This is a genomic window from Rhizobium sp. BK377 (genome assembly GCF_014193935.1).
GTDB lineage: Bacteria > Pseudomonadota > Alphaproteobacteria > Rhizobiales > Rhizobiaceae > Rhizobium.
The window spans coordinates 1092068-1113585 of the sequence record NZ_JACIAC010000001.1; the positions used below are offsets into that span (position 1 = coordinate 1092068).

Below are 21518 nucleotides of genomic sequence, written 5' to 3' on the forward strand. Positions count from 1 at the left end.
TCGCTTTAAAACCGATGACCGACAGATTCATTGCACCGCACACTGGCTTTTTTAAATCGATTAGATTAAAACGGCCACCAACCAAGCATGATTGAGAGACAAGCTCATGAGCAGCCAGATCATTCCCGTTGAGCCTTTTGATTACGTCGTCTTTGGCGGCAGCGGCGACCTTGCCGAGCGCAAGCTTCTGCCCGCACTGTATCATCGCCAGATCGAGGGCCAGTTCTCGGAGCCGACCCGTGTCATCGGCGCTTCGCGCAGCCCGCTTTCGCATGAGGAATACCGCAAATTCGCGAAGGACGCGCTCAAGGAACACCTGAAGAAGGGCGAATATGACGAGGCGGAAGTCGAAAAGTTTTGCTCTCGTCTCTTCTATGTTTCCGTCGATGCCCGCACGGACAGCGGCTGGGATCAACTGAAGAAGCTGCTCGACGAGGGCAAAGATCGCGTTCGCGCCTTCTATCTCGCCGTCGCTCCGGGCATCTTCGGCGACATCTCGCAGAAGATCCACGACCACAAGCTGATCACCAAGTCGACCCGGATCGTTGTCGAAAAGCCGATCGGCCGTGACCTCGCCTCGGCCCTGCAGCTCAACGACAGTATCGGCCGCGCCTTCAAGGAAGAGCAGATCTTCCGCATCGACCACTATCTCGGCAAGGAGACGGTGCAGAACCTGATGGCGCTGCGCTTTGCCAACGCGCTCTATGAGCCGCTGTGGAACGCCAACTATATCGATCACGTGCAGATCACGGTTGCCGAAGCCGTCGGCCTCGAAGGCCGCGCCGGTTACTATGACACCGCCGGCGCGCTGCGCGACATGGTGCAGAACCACATCCTGCAGCTCCTCTGCCTCACCGCTATGGAAGTACCCTCCTCCATGGATTCGGAGGCCGTTCGCGACGAAAAACTCAAGGTTCTGCGCGCGCTGAAGCCGATCAATGCCTCCAACGTCGAGCAGGCCACCGTCCGCGGCCAGTACCGCGCCGGCGCTTCCGGCAGCGGCCCGGTCAAAGGCTATCTCGAAGAGCTCGAAGGCGGCGTTTCCAACACGGAAACCTTCGTTGCCATCAAGGCCGAGATCAACAACTGGCGCTGGGCAGGCGTTCCCTTCTATATCAGAACCGGCAAGCGTCTGGCTGGCCGCATGTCGGAAATCGTCATCACCTTCAAACCGATCCCGCACGCGATCTTCGACCAGGCCGCCGGCCGCATCAGCCAGAACCAGCTGATCATCCGCCTGCAGCCGGATGAGGGCGTCAAGCAGTCGCTGATGATCAAGGATCCGGGTCCGGGCGGCATGCGCCTGCGCAACGTTTCGCTCGACATGAGCTTCGCCCAGGCCTTCAACGTCCGCAATCCTGACGCCTACGAGCGCCTGCTGATGGACGTCATCCGCTCCAATCAGACGCTGTTCATGCGCCGCGACGAAGTTGAAGCCGCATGGCAGTGGGTCGATCCGATCCTCAAGGGTTGGGAATCCACCGGCCAGCAGGTGCAGGGCTACACGGCCGGCACCTGGGGTCCAAGCCAGGCCATCGCGCTGATCGAACGTGACGGCCGCACCTGGCACGACGACATCTAAGTCCAAGGGTCCGAAGATATGGCATCGACACTGCATTCCTTCGCAAACGCCGCCGAACTCGCCGCCAACCTTGCAGACAAAGTATCCGGCGCTCTTTCGGCAGCCATCGCAGCCCGCGGAGAGGCGAGCATTGCCGTTTCCGGCGGTTCCACGCCGAAAGCCTTCTTCCAGGCACTTTCGATGCGTGATATCGACTGGGCCAAGGTGACGATCACGCTTGTCGATGAACGTTTCGTTCCCGCCGACAATCCGCGCTCCAACCATCTGCTGGTCGATGCCAATCTTCTCCAGAACAAGGCAAAGGCGGCGCGTTTCGTGCCGCTTTACCAGCCGGCAGACTCCGTCGAGGAGGCCGCAAAGCTTGCGACTACAAAGAGTGCCGAGATCGGCATCCCCTTCGATGTCGTCATTCTCGGCATGGGTGGCGATGGCCATACGGCCTCGTTCTTTCCGGGCGGCAACAATCTGAGCGTCGCGCTTGATCCGCAGACGCCGCGCGGCATCATCACCATGGACGCGGAAGGGGCCGGCGAGCCACGCTTGACCTTCACCTTCTCCGCCCTTGAAGATGCCAAACTGCTCATTCTCCACATTGAGGGCGAAGGCAAAAAAGACGTTCTCGCCAAGGCAGAAGGTAACGGTGAAGAGGCGGATATGCCGATCCGTGCCATTCTGCGCCGGGCCACTTCCCCGGTCGAGATCTACTGGGCTCCCTGACACGGCCTGAGAGGCCGCCGGAGCCGGCGAACAGACAGAGACGAACCAGAACAAGGCAGGGATTTTCCATGTCCGCTCACGCACGCATTGCTGCGATTACGAATCGCATTGTCGAACGCTCGAAGCCGACCCGCGAGCGCTATCTGGAGCGCCTGCGCGCTGCCGCCTCTCAAGGCGTCAACCGCTCGGTTCTCGGCTGCGCCAACCTCGCCCACGGCTTTGCCATCTGTTCCCCCGCCGAGAAGGACGCGCTGGCGGGAGACCGCGTACCCAATCTCGGCATCATCACCGCCTATAATGACATGCTCTCGGCCCATCAGCCGTTCGAGACCTATCCGGCGATCATTCGCGAGGCGGCAGCGCAGGCGGGTGGTATTGCCCAGGTTGCCGGCGGCGTGCCCGCCATGTGCGACGGTGTCACCCAGGGCCAGCCGGGCATGGAGCTTTCGCTCTTCTCACGCGACCTGATTGCCATGGCGGCCGGTGTCGGCCTGTCGCACAACATGTTCGATGCGGCGCTCTTCCTCGGCGTCTGCGACAAGATCGTGCCCGGTCTCGTCATTGCCGCTCTTTCTTTCGGCCATCTGCCGGCGATATTCATCCCGGCCGGACCGATGACGTCGGGTCTGCCGAACGACGAGAAGTCGCGCGTGCGCCAGCTCTTCGCCGAGGGCAAGGTCGGACGTGCGGAATTGCTGGAAGCCGAATCCAAGTCCTATCACGGCCCCGGCACCTGCACCTTCTACGGCACGGCCAACTCCAACCAGATGCTGATGGAGATCATGGGCTTCCATATGCCGGGCTCCTCCTTCATCAATCCCGGCACACCGCTGCGCGAGGCGCTGACGCGCGAAGCCGCCAAGCGGGCGCTTGCCATTACCGCTCTCGGCAACGAGTTCACGCCGGCCGGCGAGATGATCGACGAACGCTCGATCGTCAATGGCGTCGTCGGACTGCATGCGACGGGTGGTTCGACGAACCACACGATGCATCTCGTCGCCATGGCGCGCGCCGGCGGCATCGTGCTGACCTGGCAGGATATTGCCGAGCTTTCGGAACTGGTGCCGCTGCTTGCCCGTGTCTATCCGAACGGGCTTGCCGACGTGAACCATTTCCAGGCAGCCGGCGGCATGGGCTTCCTCATCAAGGAACTGTTGAAGCAAGGCCTGGTGCATGACGACGTGCGCACGGTCTTCGGCCAGGGTCTCGAAGCCTATACTGTCGATGCTCAGCTCGGCGAAAACGGCGCGGTCGTGCGCCAGCCCTCGCCGGAAAAGAGCCACGATCCGAAGGTACTCGCCAGCATCGAGACGCCCTTCCAGGCGAATGGCGGCTTGAAGATGCTGCGCGGCAATCTCGGCAAGGCGGTCATCAAGATCTCCGCCGTCAAGGCGGAGCGCCATATCATCGAGGCGCCGGCCATCGTGTTCCATAGCCAGCAGGAGCTGCAGGACGCCTTCAGGGAAGGCAAGCTCAACCGCGATTTCGTCGCCGTCGTGCGCTTCCAGGGACCGAAGGCCAACGGCATGCCGGAATTGCATAAGCTAACCCCACCGCTCGGTGTGCTGCAGGACCGCGGTTTCCGCGTGGCGTTGCTGACCGACGGCCGCATGTCCGGTGCTTCCGGCAAGGTTCCGGCGGCAATCCATGTCACGCCCGAAGCCGTCGACGGCGGCCCGATCGCCCGCATCAAGGACGGCGATATCATTCGTCTCGACGCAATCAGGGGTACGCTCGAAGTTCTCGTCGATGCCGCCGACATGGCCGAGCGCGAGCCTGCGACAATCGATCTTTCAGACAATGAATTCGGCATGGGCCGCGAGCTTTTCGCGCCGTTCCGTCACGCGGTCGGGCCTTCCGACCAGGGTGCCAGCGTGCTTTTCCACGCCCACTGACATCTCCTCATCGATGCAAAGAAAAACCCGCGGCCGAAACCGCGGGTTTTCATATCCAGCGAGACGCGAGACTGTTACGCGCGGATATCGAGGACGTAATCCTTGTGAGCCGGGTGCGTGCTGTAGACGAAGATCTTGTTCAGCTCCTTCTGCGTCAGCAGGCGCAGGAAGCGAACCTCGATCGTGTTGTTTGGGAAGGTCTTCATCAGCAGGCAGCCCACCTTGGTGATGCGGGCGTCCGGAATATCCAAGTAGAACTGCTTCGGCAGCGTGTACTGCGTGAGGATCGCGAGGATCGCACTGCTCATGGAGATACGGACGATATCGCAGCGGCGCGAGGCGGCATGCATGACGCCCTTTTCCGTATATTCAATGCGCGCGGCGTTCATCGTGTCTTCCATCTTGAACCGCGATTCGCGGTCGTACATGAAAGATTCTTCCTTCGCCAGGAAGTGCGATTTAGGAGGTGTCGGATTCGATGCGGCCATAGCCTTAGTCCCCTCAGTCTTGATGAGAAAAGGCTAGCACTGCATGTTTAACAGAAAGTGAGAATCCTCCCCCTCCACAGCCTCAAGAAGAAGGATTCCACCAAAAATGGATGGTCATCTTCTATAGGTGTGACCTGCCGCATCGAAGAGATGCAGTTTCTGCCGGTCGGCAACAAAATGCATCTTCTGGCCGCGCTTCACGTCGTAGATTCCGGGCAGTTTGACGATGATCGGCTCCCCCTGGACCAGGCCTTCGATATAGAGAAGCGTCACTTCGCCGAGCGCCTCGACGATCGAGACTTCACCTTCGAACAGGTAATCCTCGTTGGGGCCTGCGATACGCAGATCTTCGGGGCGAACGCCGAAGCTTGCCTGCTTGCCCTTCTCCGATGCCGCAGTGGCGACATCGAGCGTCACCGATTTGCCGCCCGTCAGCGTCACCGTCGTGTTTTCGCCGGCATCGGTGATCGTTGCGGGGATGACGTTCATAGCCGGAGAGCCAATGAACTTGGCGACGAAGAGGTTTGCGGGGCGCTCGTAAAGCTCCAACGGCGCTCCGACCTGCTCGATATTGCCGGCCGACAGAACGACGATGCGGTCCGCCAGCGTCATCGCCTCGACCTGGTCGTGCGTGACATAGATCATCGTCGTATCGGCCATCTGTTCGTTCAGGCGGGCGATCTCGATCCGGGTTGCGACGCGCAACGCGGCATCGAGGTTGGAAAGCGGCTCGTCAAAGAGGAAGACTTTCGGGTTGCGGCAGATGGCGCGGCCGATCGCCACGCGCTGGCGCTGGCCGCCCGAGAGCGCCTTCGGCAGGCGGTCGAGATATTTTGTAAGCTGCAGGCTTTCGGCCGCAGCCCGCACGCGGCGGTCGATCTCCTGCTTGCTTTCGCCGGCGATCTTCATGCCGAAGGCCATATTGTCGAAAACCGTCATATGCGGGTAGAGCGCGTAGGACTGGAACACCATGGCGATGCCGCGCTTGGAGGGCGGCACGTCGTTGACGAGCATGCCGTCGATATACATCTCCCCGCCGGTGATGTTTTCCAGGCCGGCGATCATGCGGAGTAAAGTGGACTTGCCACAGCCGGAGGGGCCGACGAAAACGATGAATTCGCCCTGGTTGATCTCCAGGTCGATGCCGTGGAGCACATCCACGGAGCCATAGGATTTGCGGATATCCTTAAGCGTCAGTCCAGTCATTTTCCTCTCCCCTCCTGATCCTTAAGCGAGGCGGGCGAAATACGCCCCCCAGGCCGGAATATCGATCCTGTCGCCGTAATTGTTGCTGTTAAAGCCGTGCCCCGCCAAAGCCTGCCACTCGCCTGCCGGCAGGGTGACACTGGTTTCTGCCGGTCCCATGTTGAAGATGCAGAGCAGCGTCTCATTGCCGTGTTCGCGCGTGAAGATCAGCGCATCGCCCTGCGGATCCTCGAACTCGATCTCGCCTTTGGCGAAGGCCGGATGCTGCTTGCGGAAGGCGATGAAGCGGCGGTAGTGCTCGAGCACGGAATTCTCGTCGCCCTGCTGCACGCTGACGGCGCGCAGGATGTGCTCGACCGGGACCGGCAGCCAGGGTTTCACGGTCGAGAAACCGCCCTGGGCAACCTGGCTGTCCCAGACCATCGGCGTGCGGCAACCGTCACGCCCCTTGAACTCCGGCCAGAACTGGATGCCGTACGGATCCTGCAGGTCCTGGTAGGCAAGATCGGCTTCGGTCAGCGCCAGTTCCTCACCCTGATAGAGGCAGACGGAACCGCGCAGGGTCATCAGCAGCGAGGCATAGAGCTTGGCAAATGCATCGTGGTCGGCGACCAGCGAACCCCAGCGGCTGACATGGCGCATGACGTCATGATTGGAAAAGGCCCAGCAGGCCCAGCCATCGGGAGCCGCGGCGCCAAAATCCTTCATGACTTCCTCGACGCGCTCGGGCGTCAGCGGATCGGGCGCCAGGAATTCGAAGGCGTAGCACATGTGCATCTTGTCATTGCCGGACGTATATTCACCAACGATTTCGAGACCACGCTGGCTGTCGCCGACTTCGCCGACGGCGGCAATGGCAGGAAACTCTTCCAGTACCGCGCGGAAGCGCTTCAGGAATTCGAGATTTTCAGGGCGGTTCTTGTCGTAAAGGTGCTCCTGGAAATTATAGGGGTTCACCGCCGGAGCGGTCGACGCGTTGCGACGTTCCGGGGCAAGTGCCGGGTTATCGCGCAACAGCTTGTCGTAGAAATAGAAGTTGATCGTGTCGAGGCGGAAGCCGTCGACACCGCGCTTCAACCAGAAACGGACGACATCCAGCAGGCGGTCCTGAACTTCCGGGTTATGCAGGTTCATATCCGGCTGCGAGGTCAGGAAGTTGTGCATGTAATATTGCATGCGTGTCGGATCCCACGCCCATGCAGAGCCACCGAAGATCGACAGCCAGTTGTTGGGCGGCGTACCATCCGGCTTTGCATCGGCCCAGACATACCAGTCGGCCTTGGCATTGGTCTTGCTCGTGCGGCTTTCGACAAACCAGGGATGCTGGTCGGACGAGTGCGAGATGACGAGATCGATCATCACCTTGATGCCGAGGCGGTGGGCCTCGGCAATCAGGGTGTCGAAATCGATCAGCGTTCCGAAGATGGCGTCGACGTTTTCGTAGTCCGAGACGTCGTAACCGAAATCGCGCATCGGCGAGGTGAAGAAGGGCGAAATCCAGATCGCGTCAGCCCCGAGGCTTGCCACATGCGGCAGGCGGGCGGTGATGCCTTTCAGGTCGCCGATGCCGTCGCCGTTCGAATCCTGGTAGGAGCGCGGATAGATCTGATAGATCACCGCGCCGCGCCACCAGTCCTTGTCGGCAGTCTGAAGGGGTTGGGAAGCCAGACTCATGGGATATCCTGTTTGAAATTACGTCTTGGGATGGATCAGCCTCCCTTGACCGACCCCGCCAGCAGGCCGCGCACCAGATAACGCTGCAGCCCGAAGAAGACGAGCAGCGGTATGATGATGGTGACGAAAGCGGACGCCGTCAGGATTTCCCAATTGCCACCACGCGAACCGAGCAGCGCGTTCAGCGCCCCGGTCAGCACGAGGTGGTCCTTGTCGGTGCCGAGGAAGACCATGGCAACGAGCAGGTCGTTCCACACCCACAGGAACTGGAAGATCGCGAAGGATGCGAGCGCGGGGAAGGACAGAGGCAAAACGATGCGGGTGAAGATCTCGAAGTCGCTCGCGCCATCGACGCGGGCGGATTCGATGATCTCCTTCGGCAGGCCGGCAATATAGGCCCGCAGGAGATAGATGGCGAGCGGCATGCCGAAGGCGGTGTGCGCCAGCCAGATGCCGGGATAGGTCTTCGACGGCTGGCCGATCGCGGTGCCGATCTCGTTATAGAGGCGCAGGAGCGGGATGAGCGACATCTGCAGCGGCACAACAATGAGGCCGACGACGAGTGCAATCAGCAGTGCGCGGCCCGGAAACTCCATCCAGCTCAGTGCATAGGCGGCGAAAGCGGCGATCAGGATCGGAATGATGGTCGCCGGAATGGTCACGGTCAGAGAGTTGATGAAGGACTGGCCGATGCCCTCGCTCGTCAGAACGGTCTTATAGTTCGCGAGCGTGAATTCCGGCGGAGCCGATGCCGCGACATAGATGCGGCGCGGACGTTCATCGGGCGAAAAGGCGACATTCTTCATGTAGCGGTAGCTGCCGTCGCTGTTGATGAGCAAGCTTTCGCCCTCGCCGAGGTCGGCGGTCTGACCGGCCTCGAAAGCCGAAGGCTGCTGCACACGTACGCCGAAGGCCTTGACCGAGCGACCAGGCTGATCGGCCAGCACATTGCCCGTGATGACGTAGATATCGCCTTCCTGCTTTGCCTGATCGGGGGTGCCGAGGCGCGCGGCCACCGTCTGCGTGGAGCCGGCAAAGGCGGTCCACCAGCCGGAAACAGTGATCTGGTCCCTGTCGCGGAGCGCACTGACGAAGATGCCGAGTGTGGGCACCAGCCAGACGATGACGATGACGAGAACACAGAAGTGGACGAAAAGACGGGCGGGGCCAATCTTGAAGTAACGTGCAGCGGTCGTCATCTCAGCGCCCCCTCAGCTCAGCGTTGGCGCGGCGCACGTTCCACACCATGATCGGCGTGACGGCGAGCATGATGATGATGGCGATGACGGCGCTTCGGCCGGAATCGCCGCCGCCGCGGAACAGCCAGTTGAACATCAGGTTCGCCAGCACCATGGTCTGCCACTGGCCGTTGGTCATGGTGAGCACAATATCGAAGACCTTTAGGACAAGAATGGTGATCGTGGTCCAGACGACGGCGATCGTGCCCCAGATCTGCGGCACCATGATGCGCCAGAAGATCTGCCAGCCATTGGCGCCATCGATGACAGCGGCCTCGATCGTCTCTTCCGGGATGCCGCGCAGTGCTGCCGAGAGAATGACCATGGCAAAACCGGTCTGGATCCAGATCAGGATCACCATCAAGAAGAAGTTGTTCCAGAAGGGAACAGAGATCCAGACCTGCGGCGTGCCGCCGAAAGTCTGCACGATGGCGTTCAGGAGGCCGATCTGCACATCGTTGCCGCCGCGATACTCATAGATGAACTTCCAGATGACGGAAGCACCGACGAAGGAGATCGCCATCGGCATGAAGACGATGCTCTTGGCGATATTGCCCCACCAGATGCGGTCGGTCATGACGGCGATGACGAGGCCGAAGAAGGTGCAGGCAGCTGGCACGACTGCAAGCCATAGAATGTTGTTGAAGATCGACTGGCGGAATTCGCGATCGTTCAAGGCCCACAAGTAATTGGTCGCGCCCACGAACTCATTGCCCGACCGGTCGTAAAAGGACAGGATGAAGGTCGCGACGACAGGATAGACGAGATAGACGATCAGCAGGAAGAGCGCCGGGAAGAGGAACAGCCAGGGGCGGATCATTGCGCGCCGGTTCAGATTGCGCGAGGCCTGACGGATATCGCCGTCCCGCACCGGCAAGGCGAGATCGAGGATCTTGTTCGAAAAAAAGAAATAGGCCGAGCACGCGAAAACGGCGACGACCACGACGCCCAAAGCGGACACTATCTGCGACAGCATTTCGTCCCTCCCCTGCTTCCCTGTCTTATTCTGAAGGGTTAAAGCCGGATATCGTCAATAGAGCTGATGTGTTTGACCACAGGATCCGGCACAACCGGGCTCCCCCTCTGGAGCCCGGCCGCTCATTCCGGTGATGCCGCCGGTTACCCGGCGGCACGAAATGGCAGGAGATTACTTGATGCCGTCCCAGGCGCTCTGGATTTCGGCTGCGGCGTCCTGAGCGGACTTGCCGCCGACGAAATCAACCATGCCGGTCCAGAAGGCGCCAGCGCCGATCTTGCCAGGCATCAGGTCGGAACCGTCGAAGCGGAAGGTGGTAGCCGAGGTCAGGATCTCGCCTTCCTTCTTCATCTGCTCGTTAGCGTATGCATCGACGTTGACGCCCTTGTACGGGGTCAGGAAGCTCGACTGCGCCATCCAGAGCTCATGAGCAACCGGCGTCTTCAGGAAGTCGACGAAGGCGCGAGCCGTCGGAGAATCCTTGGCGATGGTAACGAGCGTGCCTGCACCCAGAACCGGCTTGCCGAGATCGGCATGTGCAGCATAGGTCGGCATGTAGAAGAAGTCGGCATCGGTGCCGAGCTTCGTTCCCTCAGGGAAGAAGGACGGGATGAACGAAGCCTGGTGGTGCAGGTAGCACTTCGGCGGAACGGCGAAGAGGCCCTTCGGGCTGTCGCGGAAGTCGGTCGAAGCAACGGCCGCAACGCCACCGTCGACATACTTTTCGTTCTTGGCGAACTTGCCGAATTCGTCGATCGCGGCAACGACGGCCGGATCGGTGAACTTCACTTCGTTGGTGGTCCACTTGTCGTAGACGTCAGGCTTCTGGGTACGCAGCATGATGTCTTCGACCCAGTCGGTCGCCGGCCAGCCGGTTGCGCCGCCTGAACCGAGGCCGATGCACCAGGGAACACCGCCGTCCTTGACGATCTGGTCGGTCAGAGCGTGCAGCTCTTCCATGGTCGTCGGAACCTTGTAGCCGGCTTCCTGGAAGTTTTCCGGCACGTACCAGACGAGCGACTTCACATCGGCTTTGTACGGGAATGCATAGAAGGCTTCCTTGCCATCCTTGCCCTTGTAAGTGCCATAGCCGACCCAGCTGTCGCCGGCGCCGTAATTGTCCTTGACCCACTTGGAGGTATCGTCGCCGAGCGGCGTCAGATAGCCCTTGCCGGCGAGATCGGCCAACAGACCCGGCTGCGGCAGGATGGCAATATTCGGAGGCGAGCCTGCCTGTGTATCGATGACAATCTGCTGTTCGTAGTTTTCAGAGGAAGAATACTTGGCGTCGATGCCGGTCGCCTCGACGAAGTAGGCGAGGATGCTCTGGAAGAAGGCTTCGTCTTCACCGCGCCACGGGCCGAAGATCGTCAGAGGCTGTCCCTTCAGGTCGGCATGGGCAGACTTGAAGTCATCATAGCTTTTCCAGTTGAACTTGGAGTCCTGGCCCGGCGGAAACTTCAAATCCGCGGCCGACGCAGCGCCGGCAAAAAGCGCAGCAAGTGCAACACCCATCAAGAATGACTTTTTCATGTGATCAACCTCCCATCACAATCCGATAGCGCAGAATTTCATTCAAAGGAAATTTCAAAGCGCTTTGACAACGCAACTCATTCACTTTCAGCCGAATGAAGTCAAGCCATTTTGCGAAAACAGCGGGAGTACCGCCGTCGTATCGCGCTGCAGTAAGGCGTAATGTGGGAATATGGAGCGATTTTTCTTGAGTCAAGCGCAGCAGATGCTACATATTTTAAAGCGCTTTGGAAGCCATTGGGAGGCGGCGACCACTATTTTGACGGCCACAGGGCAGGCCGGGAGGAAGCATAGCAGGTGAATCTCAAACAGCTATCGGAATTGCTGGGGCTTTCGCAGACAACTGTGAGCCGCGCGCTTAACGGCTATCCCGAAGTCAGCGAGGCGACTCGGGAACGCGTGCTCCGGGCGGTCAAGGAAACCGGGTACCGACCCAACAAGGCCGCCCAGCGACTTGCCACCGGCAAGGCCGGTTCGATTGGCCTCGTCATGCCGACAGCGCCCGGTCATCAGTCGGACGTGCATTTCGGCGAATTCCTGGCCGGCCTCGGCGAGGAAGCGGTGCGCCACGACTTTCACTTCGTCATCATGCCGGCAGACCCCGACGATGAGGTCGCAGCGCTGCGGCGCCTGGCGATAAGCGGCAATGTGGACGCGCTTTTCGTAGCCTATATGCGCGGCCACGACCCGCGCCTCGCAATGCTGAAGTCCCTCTCCATGCCCTTCGTTGTACATGGGCGCTCCTTCGGTTCGGAGCCGGACTATCCCTATCTCGATATCGACAATGAGGCAGCTTTCTACGAGGCGGCGAGGCTTCTCCTGCAGCTTGGCCATACGCGCTTTGCGCTGATGAACGGGCCGGCGCATCTCGATTTCGCCATTCGCCGCAGGAACGGCCTCATTGCGGCGCTCGACGAACGCGGGCTCGAGCTTGCGGAGGACTGCACGAGCCATACTGTGATGTCGGATGAAGAAGGGCTGATCGCCATGGAGCGCTTCCTGCAGCTTGCCGAGCGGCCGACTGCCATCCTTTGCTCAAGTACGGTGCTCGCTCTCGGCGCGATCCGGGCAGTCAATCAGGCCGGACTGAAACTTGGTGAGGATATCTCGCTGATCGCCCACGACGACGTGCTGCCGCTGTTGAAGCCCGAAAACTTCTCGGTGCCGCTGACAACGACCCGGTCGTCGCTGCGCGCTGCGGGCGTGCGTATCGCGCAGCGGCTCATCGGCACGGTCAAACAGGCAGGCCCCTTCCCCGAGCAGGAACTCTGGAAGACCGAACTGATCGTCAGGGCCTCGACGGGCGCCGCGCCCCAGAGTTGATCAAAAGGGGCTGATCAGAATACCGGCGGCGTCAGCCCTGCCGAGCGGTGGGCTGCAATCACGGTATTGGCCATCAGCATGGCGATCGTCATCGGGCCGACGCCGCCCGGAACCGGGGTGATGACGGCAGCAACCGAAGAAACCTCGGCAAAGGCGACATCGCCGACGAGGCGGCTCTTGCCCTCGCCCCGCTCGGGGGCGGCGATGCGATTGATGCCGACGTCGATGACGGTGGCACCCGGCTTGACCCAATCGGCTTTGACCATTTCCGGACGACCGACGGCCGCCACCAGAATATCAGCGTTGCGGCAGATCTCGGCGAGGTTCTTGGTGCGCGAATGGGCGATGGTGACCGTCGCATTGGCATTCAGCAGAAGCTGCGCCATCGGCTTGCCGAACAGGTTGGAGCGGCCGATGACGGTGGCATTGAGGCCGGAAAGGTCCTCGCCGTGGGTGCGGCGGACGAAAACCATGGCACCGGCCGGCGTACAGGAGACGAGGCCGGTCTTCAGGTCGCCGGTCGCAAGCTTGCCGGCATTGACGACGCTCAGGCCATCAACATCCTTCTCCGGCAGGATCGACTGGATGATCGGCTCGCTGTCGAGATGTTTCGGCAGCGGCAGCTGCACGAGAATGCCATGGATCGACGGATCGGCATTGAGCGAAGCGACGAGGGCGGCAAGCTCCTCCTGCGTCGTCTCGGCCGGCAGCGTGTGCTGGACCGATTTGAAGCCGCATTCCTTGGCCATGCGGCTCTTGGAACTGACATAGGTGTGGCTCGCCGGATCGTCGCCGACGATGATGACCGCAAGGCCTGTCTGGACGCCTTTGGCGGCTTCCAGCGCAGCATTTGCCGATTTCACGGTTTCGATTACGGAAGCGGCAACCTGCTTGCCGTCGATTACTGTCGTCACGCGTCTTCTCCGCCCAGTTTCGCGCCAGTCTATTCGCCCGCGGCGGGAATGATTTCCCGATAACGCCCTATCCCGTTTAAAAACGGCAAATGCAAGGGCAATCTGCGGTCGGGCGCTCGCCTACTGGGAGACCTGGTAGGAATGAAAGCGATCGCGCAGGCTGGCGATCTGCGATCGCAGTGCATCGACCTCGTCAGCCGCCTGCGGGACGAGTGCCGGCTCCGGTACCTGTGTCAACGCAGGGACCTGCGCAAGTTCGGGCACAGGGGCGAGAATTGGAGCCTGAACAGGAACTGCGACCGGCGTCCGTTCGAGCTGCCGCCGGAAGAAACGCGGCACGAAGGCGAGGCCGAGGCCTGCTGCCAAACCGGCAAGGCCGCCGACCAGGGCGTCGAAACCGAAATTGCTGTCGCCGGAAACAGGCAGCACGAGAGCGGGCTTGCGAACCGTGACCCGGCCATCGCCGACGGCACCTGTCGTGGAAACTTCCTCTTCCAGGCGCGAGCGGGCGGCAGATGCCTTTTCCCGCAATTCGGTCAGCTTGGCGAGATCGACGCCAGTGTCGCGACTCTGGGCAATCAGCGCGTTGCGGCGGTCACTGAGCTGCCTGCGCGCATCGACGGCAGCCTTGGCTGCTGCATTTGCGTTCTGGGCGAGGCGCCCCAGTTCCTTGCCGATGCTGTCCTTCAGACCGTCGACCTCAGACTGCTGCTGGAGCAAGCGCGGATGGCGCGGCCCTAGGTCTGCCGAAAGCTGCGCGAGTGCGGTCTTGGCGAGCGCGTATCTGTCGCGCAGATCCTGTAGGGCGGGCGAGATCATATCCGGGGCGAGCGAGCCTTCCAGCACATCGGTGAGCTTGGCCGCCTTGAGCTTGTCGGCCTGTTCCTTGGCGGTCAGGATATTGTTGTCGGCATTCTTCAGATCGCTATCGAGCCCGGCTATCTGGCGCTGCAACTGCGTCGCGACCTTGACATTGCCCTCGCCGTTCTTCTGGCCGAAGGCTGAGAGCTCTGCCTGGGCCTGATCATTTTCCTTCTTCAAGGCAGCGGCCGTCTCGGCCGCCTTGCCTGCGGCGCCGCCGCCGGTCACCGCATCGGACAACCGCATGGCGATGCGCGTCGATTTGTTGCCATCGCCTGTCGTTACCATCAGACGGATCGTGCCAGCGCGGTCGTCGGGAATAATCGCCACGGCAGATTTCAGCGCGGCCTCTGCGCGCGATGCCGGATCGGCGGCGGCACCGCTGCCGGATAGAAGATCGAAGGCGATGCCAAGCGCATTGGGGCTGTTGCCGGCAAATTCCGGATCGCGGTCCAGCTTCAGTGCCGCAACGGCAGAGGTGATGACAGGTACCGATAAGAGCCTTTTGACGGTATCCCCAACGAGTGCAGCCCGGTTGCCTGCGTCCGCATCCACGGCGAGCGCCGTTTCGGCTGTGTAACGCGCGGGCGAGGACGGCATCAGGACAGGGGTGGCAGCACCTCCGAACGAGAGGGCAGCAACGATGAGAGCGCTCCTGCTCCAGTTCGAGCGCCGTATTTCGCCTGAAATCGGCGAAATGGGTGCTTTTTCAACGGGAGCGACGCGGTGAACCTGAACGACTTGCGTCGTTAGCTCTGGTGCAGGACGAGAGGGTTCAGATGCGGAAGCGAAGGCGATATCGTTTGCAGCCTGAAGGCGCGAGCCGAGGATCGTTTCGATCCGGTCCACCAGCGGTTCAGTCTGCCGCGCTTTCGCACGCTGTTCGTAGAGCAGCCGGCCTATGGCGCGCAGCAGTTCGGCTTCGGAAGGACGGATCTCCGGCGGATGGGTGTTCTTTTCGGCATAACTTTGCTGCTGGCCGCGCGAAGAGCTGGTTGCGCGATCATGGAAACTGCTTTTCGCCCTGGAATCGTGCATTGGCGTCACATCTCATGCGCATGTTGGCCGAGTTCGCTCAACCGCGCTGACGCGGAGGATTAAGCTACTCTAAATATACATGGCAAAGAAATGGTTAACCGGAACCTGCAGAAATCTGTAATCAGCCGGCCTTCTTCATCTGCTCGATTCTCTTCTGTTCGTCCCCGGCGTGCGCCCGTTCAACCGGCTGACTGAGAATGCGTGCGCGCCGGCTGAAGCGATACTGGAAGACCCGGAAGAGGAAGACCGGAATGCCGAGAATATAGCGGCGCCAGAGGCGCGCCGGCTCCTGCACCAGACGGTAGGCCCATTCCAGACGCATCATGCGCACGGTCTTCGGCGCGCGTGGTACAGTCCCCGAAACGAAATCAAAAAGTGCACCGACCGTCAGAACGAGACGCGCGTGATCGGCGCGGATATTCTGGTGGACCCATTTTTCCTGCAGCGGCGTGCCCATGCCGACGATCAGGATATCGAGCTTCTGGCGCTCCACCTCGGCGATAACAGGTTCGGGATCGGCCTTGTCAAAAAAGCCGTCGGAAATCACCAAGAATTCGTGCCAGGGTGCGTGCCTGGAAAAGTTCTCGGCCGCTTTCTCAACGACTGCGCGCGCGCCGCCGATCAGGCCGATACGACGCGGCGTTTCCATGAAGGTCAGGAAGGCCGGCACGAAATCGGTGCCGTTCAGATTGGCGGGAAACGGCGAACCATGCGTGACCTGAGATGCGATATTGAGACCGATACCGTCGGGGAGCACGAGGTTGTGCGACATGATCTGATAGTACTCGTCGTCGCGCAGGGCCGTCAGCATGTTGTGGGCGTTGACGAAGCAAACCACGGTCTGCCCGACGGGAATGGAAGCCAGTTCGTTGATGAAAACCAGCGCGTCGTCCCAGCCGAGATCGCAGACCGGCAGATCGAAAATCGTCCGCCGCGATGCAAGCACCGCGAAGTTTGCAATCAGATTCATTCCAACCTCCTGCCGAGGGTGCGTCATGCGCCCGACATCCCGGAAAATAAGCCTACGTTTCCGCAGCGGAGGTCGTGTGAGGACCAGCAGCGTCCTGCCTGAAGCGATCTCCCCCAGCCCCGTGGCGGCCATCCTCCCAAGCTTGTGCCGGCGTTATATCAACTCGGTTTCAAACAACCCTTAGGAAAAATCCTTGAATTTTCCTACGCGCATAAGTCGTTCGTTAACCAAAGGCGAGAACGCAGAAACGGCGCCTTTCGGCGCCGTTTCTAACTGGTCGGCCGACGGTGATCAGTGACCGGCGGCTGGAGCCGGCGTTTCGGATGCAGGTGCGGTCTCGACGATCTTGACTGTCGCGCCGATCTTCTGCGGCTTGCTGCCCGAATTTTCCTTCACGTCTTCCTTCGAGAGATAGTCGAGTTGTTCCAGCATGACTTCGGCCACATATTCGCCGCCGAGACGTTCGTTCATACCCTTCTTGATCTCCGCGCGGAAAGCCCCGGGATCGAAGGCCTTGACGTTGGAAACATCGATCATCTTGTTGCCGACGAGCAGGCTGAAGAGTTCGTCGGTCGTCATCTCCGTGATCGGCAGATTGAGGCCGGCGATCATATCCTTGTGCATCATGAAGGAGATGCGGCCGAGGAAATAACCGTTGACCGCACCATTGCCGATGACAGGCACAGTGATCGTCTCGCCCTTTACAAGTTCGAGCGCGCTTTGCTTGGTATCCGCAACAGCCGGCGCCGGCGCAGTCGCCATGTTCACCGAGAAATAAACCGATGCCAGCGTGACGGCGCAGACCCAGACGCCTGTGAGGACGAGCTTGATCATCAGTTATCCCGCGCGACAAACTGTTCCTGAGAATAGGTGCCGTCAGCATCGGCATCCTGCACGGCATTCTTCAGAAGATCGGCAACGGCGCGAACCGCCTCCAGATGCGCTTCGACGCGACGGGCGTTCAGCACCAGCTTCTTCTTGAGACCGTGAAGCTGGTCCAGATGCGAAGCGGCAAGTTCGGCCGGATCGGTGTCGCGAAAGAGCATCGAGAGCTCGTACAGGCACCGGCTCTTATGCGCATTGGAGACCTTGAGATCGAACTGCGGATCGCTGCCGATTCGATTGTTCTCGTTGTCGATTATCATTTCGAGGCGCCCGAGAACGGATTTGATCCTGTATTCGTTCGAAACTATTTCCATTTTATCCTCGATCATGCGTCGCTTGTTGCAGACTTATTGTCGGCAGTCGGAGTCCCGAAGGTCTTGCGCTGAAATTCATCGATCATGCTCATCGCGGTCTTGCGATCGTCTTCATCGGTGGAGGCATTGACGATCTTGCCCTCCTGGCGATGGAGCTGCTCGGCATACATTTGCTTGGCAATGCCGATGCCGTCGCCCTTGGCCATGACGTTGCCGAGTTGCTCTGCCATCATGCCCTTCCAGATGTCGCCCGTTGCGCCCTTGCCGAAGACATTCTCGGCTTCGCTCGGCAGCATGGACTTTACGAAGTTCTGCAGAACCATGGCCTCGAACTTCCGGTAGGTTTCCGGTACTTCCTCGGACTTGGTGCGGTTCTGGATATTGTTCAGGCCGCTTTTCTGTTTGACGTGGTCGAGAATGTCGACTGCGGAAGAAAAACCGTTGCCGCTGTCGGCCAGACTTGTCGCAGCAAAGGCCGCGCGGTTGGCCTTCAGCTTTTCCTGGGCAGCCTGGACCTCCATGGGGTCGGCCGCCTTGACGACGTCCATCACCAGATCGCTGGGGGGTGAAATTGCCACGTTACAATCCTCTAATGTAAGATCGTGGCGATTATTATTTTTGAAGCTTGCTGGAGGCTGGCGTTGAGAACTGCTGATCGATTACGTCGTAGACGGCATTGTCATCTGCCTCGCGACGCTCGGCCTGGAGGGCATCGAGCCTGTTTTCTTCAAGCCGGTCGCCTTTTGCGCGCTCGCGCGTCAGACGCATTTCATGCACCTGCTGCATGCCGGTCAACTGCTGGTCCTTGATGCTCAGCCTGCCGAATCGATCGGCATAACTCTGCGAAAAAGCACGATGGATGGGGTCCAGCGAACCCAGCGCAAGGATGGCGACATCCATGGCCGCATTGACTTCGGCGCGCTGGCGGCTGGTTTCTGCGAGATCGTACTCCGCCATCTTTTCAAGGTGCCGCTGTACCGCGACCAGACGCTTGAGCTTGTCGGAGCGCTTCTTCTCGATCATCGCCTTCACCTTCCCACGTATAGTGCTGAGAAGGATTGGCCGAACTGGCTGATCATTGCCGCGATCGAGAAATAGAGCAGGAACAGGCCGCCCATCAGTAGATAAGGCGTGGAGATGAAGTAGACCGGAATCTGCGGCGCGAGCTTGTTGATGAAGCCGATCGAGACATTGAAGATCAGTCCATAAATCAGATAGGGGCTCGAAAGCCGCAGCATGATGTAGGTGGTCTGTTCCAGCGTATCGGTGAAGGTGATGAGCGTGGCCCGCATCTGCATCAAGCCGCCGAAAGGCATGGTCGTGTATGAATCGATCAGCGCGCGGAAGACGATGTGATGGAAATCCATGATGAAGAGAACCATCAGGCCGGTCATCATGATGAAGGCCGTCAGGCTGATTTCGGCCGAGTCTTCGACGACATCAGTCGTGCTTGGCTGCGTGTAACCAACCATCATGGAGACGATAGAGGCCGCGAACTGCAGGCCGAGCGTATAGAGGCGAGCGAGCATGCCATACATCACACCGATCAGCGATTCGCTGAAAATCAGGCCGATATAAGTGCCGGAACTGGTGTGAACGGATGGATAGACCGTGTCCCAGAGCACCGGCAGCACCGCAAGCGAAAGTCCGCCAGCGATGAAGACACGCAATTGCTCCGGCACGCGGGCGGAAGAAAAACCTGGAAGGGTCAGCACGCAGCCGCCGATCCGGCAGAAAACCAGAAACAGCGCCAGAACTGTCCCTTGCGGGTCTGAAATCATGAAATCGAGCCCAAAATCTTGATTTCGATGCCCTTGGCCAGTTCCACATGCGACAGGACGGGAAGCGTTGCGAAGAGTCGCTCGATGATCATACGGACATAGGAGCGCGTTTCGGGTGACGTGACAAGGGCGAAAGGCAGGCCTCTATCCATGAATTCACGGATAACCTTCGTCGCCTGCTCGCTGAACTCTTCCAGCGTGCGCGGGTCGATGTCGAACTCGACGACTTCGCCCTTCGCATCGCGCTTGAGAGCCTGGTGGAAGGCAAGGTCCCATTTGCTGCCGAGTCGCAAGACGCGCAACACGCCGTTGTCGGCAAGGTCGCCGCAGAGCTGCTGGGCCATGCGGATGCGGACGTGCTCGACGATCTGCTCGGTCTTCCTGACATGCGGGGCAAGTTCCGCCACGGCTTCAAGGATGAGGTGCAGGTTGCGGATCGAGACGCGCTCGGCAAGAAGCAGTTTCAGTACCGCCTGCAGCCCCGAATACGACATGTGGGACGAGCAGATTTCATCGGCGAGCTTCTTGTATTCAGGGTCGAGGCGATCGATCAGGATCTTCACGTCCTTATAGGAAAGAAGCTGCGGCAGATTGTTTCTGATAACCTCGCTCATATGCGTCAGCACGACCGAGACATTGTCGATCGGTTGGAAGCCTTCGCGCTTCAGATCGTCGGCGAAGTTTTCGAGGATCGAAACCGCCGGCATGCCGAAAGCGGGTTCGCGGATTTCGTCGCCCGGAATGCTCGGCTTGCGGCCGGCACCGGTGACGACGAGAACTTCGCCGACACGCAGCAGGTTCGAGGCGACGGTCGTGCCGTGGATACGGATCTGGTAGGACTTTTCGGGAATGCCGATATCATCCGTCACCTTGATTTCCGGCACGACGAAACCATACTGCGTCGCAAACTTCTTGCGCATCTTGCCGACGCGGAAGGCGAGCTCCTGATGGGCACCCAGAAGGCGGGTCGAGACCATCTTGCCGAGAGCAAGCTCGATTTCGGACGTGCGGAGAACTGACTTGACCGAGTCCTTTTCAAGTTCCTTGTTCTGGACGACCTTCTTTTCTTCAGCTTCGCGGCGGACCTTGTTTTCCGCTTCGACCTGACGCGGGATGAACCAGGCACCGAAGGCGAGAAGACTGCCGAGGATCACGAAGGGGACAAACGGCAGGCCCGGCATCAGGGCCAGGACGAGCATCAAGACGGCGGAGACGGAGAGCGCACGGGGATAGCCGCTCAGCTGATTGACGACCGCCTGGTCGGTAGAGCCGGTGGTGCCGCCGCGTGAGACGAGCAGGCCTGCGGCGAGTGAAACGATGAGGGCCGGCATCTGCGAGACGAGGCCATCACCGACCGACAGCTTGACGAAGACATCGGCCGCTTCGCCAATCGGCATGCCGTGGCGGAAGTAACCGATGATGATGCCGCCGAAGACGTTGATACCGGTAATGAGAAGACCCGCAACCGCGTCACCGCGAACGAACTTCGACGCACCGTCCATGGCACCGAAGAAGGAGCTTTCTTCTTCCAGTTCCCTACGACGGCGCTGGGCTTCCTTCTCGTCGATGATACCGGCAGACAGGTCGGCATCGATCGACATCTGTTTGCCCGGGATGGCATCCAGGGTGAAACGCGCGCCGACTTCCGCGATACGTGTGGCACCCTTGGTGATGACGATGAAGTTGATGGTGATGAGGATCAGGAAGACGATCAGACCGATGACGAAGTCGCCGGACATGACCAGGCTCGCGAAGCCGGCAATGACGCCGCCTGCAGCGTCGTGCCCTTCGTTGCCGTGCGAAAGGATGACACGCGTCGTCGCAATGTTCAGTGCCAATCGCGTCATCGTCGCGATCAGAAGAATGGTCGGGAAGGATGAGAAATCGAGAGGTTTCTGGATCCATAGCGCGACCATAAGGATCAGCACCGAGAAGGCGATCGAGAAGGCCAGTCCCATATCGATCAGGAACGGCGGGATCGGCAGAAACAGGATGCAGATGATGCCGATGATGCCCATGGCAAAGCCGACATCACGCAGGCTCGGAGCGACTTTCGGAAGGGGTAGTGCAGGTGGTTGCGCCATAGCGATTCCGTCTCTTCATGAGAGGAGGCGGACATCGGA

General features: G+C 60.1%; 19 protein-coding genes. 4 read left to right on the plus strand and 15 right to left on the minus strand.

The window, feature by feature from the left end; genetic code table 11:
• Positions 1-106: 106 nt before the first annotated feature.
• The 3 genes from zwf to edd all read left to right on the plus strand — a co-directional run bounded on the left by zwf (position 107) and on the right by edd (position 4194).
• Positions 107-1582 carry a glucose-6-phosphate dehydrogenase gene (gene zwf / locus FHT92_RS05415; protein ID WP_183749003.1) on the plus strand — a complete coding sequence of 492 codons (1476 nt, stop codon included), beginning with the start codon at positions 107-109 and terminating at the stop codon, positions 1580-1582.
• Between the two features lie 18 nt (positions 1583-1600).
• Positions 1601-2299, plus strand: a complete 699-nt coding sequence (gene pgl, locus FHT92_RS05420) for a 6-phosphogluconolactonase (protein ID WP_183823056.1) — start codon at positions 1601-1603, stop codon at positions 2297-2299.
• A 68-nt stretch (positions 2300-2367) separates the two neighbouring features.
• Complete coding sequence (gene edd, locus FHT92_RS05425) at positions 2368-4194, plus strand: phosphogluconate dehydratase (protein ID WP_183749001.1); 1827 nt, start codon at positions 2368-2370, stop codon at positions 4192-4194.
• Positions 4195-4268: 74 nt separating this feature from the next.
• Here edd and FHT92_RS05430 read toward each other — a convergent pair whose 3' ends face one another.
• The 6 genes from FHT92_RS05430 to FHT92_RS05455 all read right to left on the minus strand — a co-directional run bounded on the left by FHT92_RS05430 (position 4269) and on the right by FHT92_RS05455 (position 11309).
• Positions 4269-4682 carry a hypothetical protein gene (locus tag FHT92_RS05430; protein ID WP_183728680.1) on the minus strand — a complete coding sequence of 138 codons (414 nt, stop codon included), beginning with the start codon at positions 4680-4682 and terminating at the stop codon, positions 4269-4271.
• Between the two features lie 114 nt (positions 4683-4796).
• Positions 4797-5888, minus strand: coding sequence for an ABC transporter ATP-binding protein (locus FHT92_RS05435; RefSeq protein ID WP_183749000.1), 1092 nt, complete (start codon positions 5886-5888; stop codon positions 4797-4799).
• A gap of 21 nt (positions 5889-5909) precedes the next feature.
• Positions 5910-7562, minus strand: a complete 1653-nt coding sequence (locus tag FHT92_RS05440) for an alpha-glucosidase (protein ID WP_183823058.1) — start codon at positions 7560-7562, stop codon at positions 5910-5912.
• A 35-nt stretch (positions 7563-7597) separates the two neighbouring features.
• On the minus strand, positions 7598-8761 hold the full coding sequence (locus FHT92_RS05445) for a carbohydrate ABC transporter permease (protein ID WP_183823060.1): 1164 nt from the start codon (positions 8759-8761) through the stop codon (positions 7598-7600).
• A 1-nt stretch (position 8762) separates the two neighbouring features.
• Positions 8763-9776 carry a carbohydrate ABC transporter permease gene (locus FHT92_RS05450; RefSeq protein ID WP_183823062.1) on the minus strand — a complete coding sequence of 338 codons (1014 nt, stop codon included), beginning with the start codon at positions 9774-9776 and terminating at the stop codon, positions 8763-8765.
• Between the two features lie 171 nt (positions 9777-9947).
• Positions 9948-11309 carry an ABC transporter substrate-binding protein gene (locus FHT92_RS05455; RefSeq protein ID WP_183748996.1) on the minus strand — a complete coding sequence of 454 codons (1362 nt, stop codon included), beginning with the start codon at positions 11307-11309 and terminating at the stop codon, positions 9948-9950.
• A 297-nt stretch (positions 11310-11606) separates the two neighbouring features.
• Here FHT92_RS05455 and FHT92_RS05460 point away from each other — a divergent pair, with 297 nt between their 5' ends.
• The gene (locus FHT92_RS05460; RefSeq protein WP_183823064.1) at positions 11607-12632 is read left to right on the plus strand and encodes a substrate-binding domain-containing protein; all 1026 of its coding nucleotides are present in this window, start codon (positions 11607-11609) and stop codon (positions 12630-12632) included.
• A 14-nt stretch (positions 12633-12646) separates the two neighbouring features.
• Here the strand turns inward: FHT92_RS05460 and folD are convergent, their stop codons facing one another.
• The 9 genes from folD to flhA form a co-directional block, all read right to left on the minus strand.
• Positions 12647-13546: a bifunctional methylenetetrahydrofolate dehydrogenase/methenyltetrahydrofolate cyclohydrolase FolD gene (folD, locus tag FHT92_RS05465; RefSeq protein WP_183823066.1), complete on the minus strand. Its 900-nt coding sequence runs from the start codon at positions 13544-13546 to the stop codon at positions 12647-12649.
• A gap of 120 nt (positions 13547-13666) precedes the next feature.
• Complete coding sequence (locus FHT92_RS05470) at positions 13667-15445, minus strand: succinoglycan biosynthesis protein exop (RefSeq protein ID WP_183823068.1); 1779 nt, start codon at positions 15443-15445, stop codon at positions 13667-13669.
• A 121-nt stretch (positions 15446-15566) separates the two neighbouring features.
• A complete protein-coding gene (locus tag FHT92_RS05475) occupies positions 15567-16415 on the minus strand; it encodes a WecB/TagA/CpsF family glycosyltransferase (RefSeq protein ID WP_183748992.1) in 849 nt (282 codons plus the stop codon).
• A 291-nt stretch (positions 16416-16706) separates the two neighbouring features.
• Entirely contained in the window at positions 16707-17249 is a 543-nt protein-coding gene (locus FHT92_RS05480; protein WP_183748991.1) for a hypothetical protein, read from the minus strand.
• Complete coding sequence (locus FHT92_RS05485) at positions 17249-17614, minus strand: hypothetical protein (RefSeq protein ID WP_183748990.1); 366 nt, start codon at positions 17612-17614, stop codon at positions 17249-17251. The genes FHT92_RS05480 and FHT92_RS05485 overlap by 1 nt, the downstream gene beginning before the upstream one ends.
• Positions 17615-17625: 11 nt before the next feature.
• Positions 17626-18192 carry a rod-binding protein gene (locus FHT92_RS05490; RefSeq protein WP_183823070.1) on the minus strand — a complete coding sequence of 189 codons (567 nt, stop codon included), beginning with the start codon at positions 18190-18192 and terminating at the stop codon, positions 17626-17628.
• A 34-nt stretch (positions 18193-18226) separates the two neighbouring features.
• A complete protein-coding gene (locus FHT92_RS05495; RefSeq protein WP_183748988.1) occupies positions 18227-18637 on the minus strand; it encodes a hypothetical protein in 411 nt (136 codons plus the stop codon).
• A 5-nt stretch (positions 18638-18642) separates the two neighbouring features.
• Positions 18643-19395: a flagellar biosynthetic protein FliR gene (gene fliR / locus FHT92_RS05500; protein WP_183823072.1), complete on the minus strand. Its 753-nt coding sequence runs from the start codon at positions 19393-19395 to the stop codon at positions 18643-18645.
• Positions 19392-21479 carry a flagellar biosynthesis protein FlhA gene (flhA, locus tag FHT92_RS05505; protein WP_183748986.1) on the minus strand — a complete coding sequence of 696 codons (2088 nt, stop codon included), beginning with the start codon at positions 21477-21479 and terminating at the stop codon, positions 19392-19394. The genes fliR and flhA overlap by 4 nt, the downstream gene beginning before the upstream one ends.
• Positions 21480-21518: the final 39 nt, after the last annotated feature.